Below are 4103 nucleotides of genomic sequence, written 5' to 3'. Positions count from 1 at the left end.
CAGCAGTGTTCAGCGTAAATGTATCAGGTATCAACACTCCACCACAAGTCCACCCCAACAGCGAGGATCCCCTAGGGCTCAAAGGGCAAGGATTCCCGTCCCTCCTTGGCTGCTCTAGGCTTGGTCGATTTCTCCACTTCCTTGGCCTCCACCGTTATCGTCTGGGCAGCCCGACGGCGCTCCTCTTCCACCAATTGCTGTAAGTTCTCCGGCAACGGCTCCCGCGAGAGCAGGAAAGTCTGCACCGTTTGGAAGATATTAGAGACGAGGATGTAGAGCAAAACCCCTGCCGGCAAAGGGAAGAACAGGAACATCGCCGAGAACAGCACAGGGGTGATCCGAGCCATAGAACTTTGGCTGGGATCCTCTTTGCCGGTATCCTGTCCGGCATTGGTTAGGTACTGGTTCAGGTAAATGGACACCCCAAAGATGACGATCATGGCGATGATATCCCAGTGGATGGTGCCATCCTCGTCGAAGGCTCCCACACGGCCCAACTTGTCGATGAACAGAAAGCCGGTGTCAGAGGCCAAACCGGGAATAGACACCTGCACGGTCACATCCCCCGGCTGCAGAGCCAGCAAGGTGCCATCCGGCTTGATCTGGGCACGATCTTCTCCTTTGGTGATCTTCCAGGTGGGCTGTAACAGATTGGGATCCCCACCCGCTTCGGCCACCAATTGCTCAAAAGGCTTGCCCCCCGGCCCTTGAAGCAGAAATTGCACCTCCTCCCCAACGGCAACCTTGGTGCCTTTGGGTTCCACCAGCACCACCGGCTTGTGGAGAGAGTCGGTGACAAAAATGTTCTTGCTGGGGCTGACGTAGGGGGCGGGCACCACCTCAGCCGCCATTTCCGCCGGCAGGATCTGCAAGTTGACATCGTAGGTCACCGCTGCAAAGGGGGAGCCCCGCAGGGTGGCAAACAGGGCAAACAGCACCGGCATTTGAATGAGCAGTGGCAGGCAGCCCCCCAAGGGATTGGCCCCCAGCTCGCTGTAAAGCTTGGCCTGGGCTTCCCGAAGCTTCTGCGGGTCGTCTCGGTATTTCTCCTGGAGTTCTCGCATCCGCCGCTGCATCACCGGGCTGATCACCTTCATGCGCCGCATGTTGCGGATGGATCCCACATTAAGCGGGTAGAGGGCAAAGCGGATCACCAACGTCAGGAAGATAATGGCCAGTCCATAGCTGGGCACGATCCCATAGAAAAAATCCAGGATCGGCAGCATGACGTTGTTGGAGAGAAATCCGACTCCGAAGTCCATGAGGGGCGCTGGCAAATGTCCGTAACCATTGTAATGGCTTCCGTTCGGTTGACGAGGGCGTTTTCAGGGTTTGTCCCCTGGATCCGTCAGATAGACCTGAGAAAGGCGAGCAATTGAGCAAAATCAAGCCCGCTCCACTGAACAGGGATCCCAAGGCCCAACAAGAACCCCCCGCCGGCAGTTGCCTAGCAGTCCTTTCTTCCCCTATGATGAGAAACGCTTGATCCTCGGTAGCTCAGCGGTAGAGCGGTCGGCTGTTAACCGATTGGTCGCAAGTTCGAATCTTGCCCGGGGAGTATGTCTGAGCCAATCAAGGAAGCCGGATCCGGAACCCTATCCTTCCAGGCGGCTCTGGGCCTGCTGAGGGAAAGGGGGAGAGAAAACCCAGTCTCCCATCTCGTCGAGGAAGATGCGACGCTAAGCCAGACGTGGAGAAAATAATGTGAAGCAATGTGAAGGCGGCTAAGGGTTTCGTCCCGCCTGTTCCCGGCAAGTGTCAAGAGTCTCTGTCCTTTGGGGCAAGGAGTATGTCAGAATACCCTCTGGCTGTCTATTCCCAATCCGAGGGTGCTTGCTGTGATCGACCTGTCGCGGATCCCTGCCCAACCCAAGCCCGGCCTGCTCAACATCTTGATTGAGATTCCCGGCGGCAGCAAAAACAAGTATGAGTTCGACAAAGACATGGCAGCGATGGCGCTGGATCGGGTGCTCTATTCCTCGGTGCAGTACCCTTACGACTACGGCTTTGTGCCCAATACGCTGGCCGGGGATGGGGATCCCTTGGATGGCTTGGTGATCATGGATCAGCCCACCTTCCCAGGGTGTGTGGTCACGGTGCGACCCTTGGGCATGTTGCAGATGATCGACGGCGGGGATCCCGATGAGAAGCTGCTGTGTGTGCCTGCTAAGGATCCCCGCTATGCTTCGGTGACCAAGCTGGAAGACATCGCCCAGCACCGCCTGGATGAGATCGCGGAGTTTTTCGCCACCTACAAGCGCCTGGAAAAGAAAGAAACCCAGATCTTGGGCTGGAAAGGCTTGGCCGAAACCGAGGCGATTATTGCCAGCAGCATCGCAGCTTGCAAACAACCCAAATAGGTATTTTCAAGAGATACGAACAGAAAGAGCTTCCTGGCGATGTTGCAACAGTCGCTCCAGGGTGAGGGGCCCTTCGATGTGTTGCCAAGGCAAGGGATCCGCTGGATCCCAGTGGCTGTGCACGTAGTAATCCAGAGGCGGCAGTTGCCCTTTAAGCTCTTTGAAAGCGCGCCGGTAGCTCCCCAAGGATTCCCCAAAGTCCCGCGCCAACTGCAAGACCTTTCCCACCCGCCGATCCCCTCGCGAGATGAGGGCCTGGATCACGGACCAGCTATAGCTTTCCGGGCGCAACTCCACCCCCAAGGGACGCAGGTGTTTCTGGAAAAACTGCAGTTTTTTCTCGGCTTGGGGATCCACTCCGTACCACTGAAAAGGGGTGTGGGCTTTGGGCACAAAGGTGCTGCACCCCAGCGTTAGGCGCAGGCCGGGAGCCGCTTTTTTGAGCTCTTGGAAAAGATCCACTGTGGCCTCCAAATCCGCCTGGGTTTCCGCCGGGATCCCTACCATGCCGTAGAACTTAATGCCCTTCAGACCTCCAGCCTGGGCGTGGGCTGCTGCTGCCAAGATTTCCGGGTTGCTTAACTTCTTGTTGATGATCTGGCGCAGTTGTTCTGAGCCACTTTCGATGGCCACCGTAATGGACTGGCTGCCCCGGCGGGAGAGTACCTGCGCCAGACGTGGGGTTACGGTAGCGGTGCGCACCGAGGCCAAACTGAGACGCACCTGCTCGAAGCGATCCTGGGCCAAGTGCTCCAGCAACTGCTCAAATTGGGGGTGCTGGGTTACAGAAGCCCCCAGCAACCCAATCCGCTGAGTGACCTGCAGCCCCCGCTCTACTGCCGGGATCAAATGCCCCTCCACATCCGCCACCCGGAAAGGCAGGGTGAGATAGCTGGCCAGGCAAAACCGACACATCTCCGGGCAACTGCGCACCACCTCCACCATGTAGATGCTCTCCCAGGCCGCTTTGGGGGTGACTACTGTGGAAACCGAGAGGGTGTTGCCGCGGAAGGTGTGTTTGCGAATGGAGCTGGGGATCCCGGCCACTTTGGGGAGCACCTTCTCCACCGGGCCGTCGGGCTCCCGGTATTGGGGTTCATACAAGCCGGGCACATAGATCCCTGGCACCTGCGCTAGCGCCTGCAATTTCTCAGCCCGGGATCCCTGGCGCACCTCCCGATAGACCTCGATCATCTTCTCCAGAAGACCTTCCCCATCCCCCAACAAGATCAGGTCAAAAAACTCGGCAAAGGGCTCAGGGTTGGCTGTCAGTACCGGGCCGCCGCCAAAGACCAAGGGGTGGGCTTCTTCCCGCTCCTCAGATCTGGGAGGGATCCCGTGTCGTTCCAGCAGAGCCAGGATATGGACATAATCCAGCTCCCAGGATAGGGAAAAGCCGAACAGCTCCGGCTCCCGGGGCAGGGGCTCAGCCAGATCCGTAAAGAGGCGGGAGACGGCCACATCTCGGCGGCTGGCCAGCAGACTCCAGATGACTTGATAGCCCAGGCTGGTGATCCCCACTGCGTAGGTGTTGGGAAAGGCATAGATTACCCGCACCGCGTCGGGGTCAGGCGTGGCCGGGGCGAAGAGCAACTGCTCCAGGGCAAACTCTGAACTAGCCAAGGGATCCCGCTGTGTTGGATTGAGGTTTGGGTTCCGGCTCGGAAGAGTTTTGATTTGCCTGCCGAACTTTTTTGGCTCCTGCATGCTAACAAAAGCTAGCATCTTTCACCAATGCAGATT

3 protein-coding genes and 1 tRNA gene are annotated in these 4103 nt (G+C 58.0%); 2 read left to right on the top strand and 2 right to left on the bottom strand.

Annotated features, from left to right (window positions below; all coding sequences use genetic code 11):
- Positions 1-71: 71 nt before the first annotated feature.
- The gene (gene yidC, locus NW815_RS07425; RefSeq protein ID WP_414415855.1) at positions 72-1262 is read right to left on the bottom strand and encodes a membrane protein insertase YidC; all 1191 of its coding nucleotides are present in this window, start codon (positions 1260-1262) and stop codon (positions 72-74) included.
- A gap of 224 nt (positions 1263-1486) precedes the next feature.
- Between yidC and NW815_RS07420 the strand changes: the two genes are divergently transcribed.
- Together NW815_RS07420 and NW815_RS07415 are read left to right on the top strand one after the other, a co-directional pair.
- Positions 1487-1558: transfer RNA gene (locus tag NW815_RS07420), tRNA-Asn, on the top strand.
- A 283-nt stretch (positions 1559-1841) separates the two neighbouring features.
- On the top strand, positions 1842-2360 hold the full coding sequence (locus NW815_RS07415; protein WP_414357478.1) for an inorganic diphosphatase: 519 nt from the start codon (positions 1842-1844) through the stop codon (positions 2358-2360).
- A 6-nt stretch (positions 2361-2366) separates the two neighbouring features.
- On the opposite strand, the gene NW815_RS07410 is transcribed toward NW815_RS07415, so the two are convergent.
- Positions 2367-3983 (bottom strand): B12-binding domain-containing radical SAM protein, encoded by a 1617-nt coding sequence (locus tag NW815_RS07410; protein ID WP_414415854.1) that lies wholly within the window; start codon positions 3981-3983, stop codon positions 2367-2369.
- Positions 3984-4103: the final 120 nt, after the last annotated feature.

The organism is Synechococcus sp. R6-7, assembly GCF_047461695.1.
Lineage (GTDB): Bacteria > Cyanobacteriota > Cyanobacteriia > Thermostichales > Thermostichaceae > Thermostichus.
Note: the sequence above shows the minus strand (reverse complement) of the source record. Positions and strands in the feature narration are given on the sequence as shown.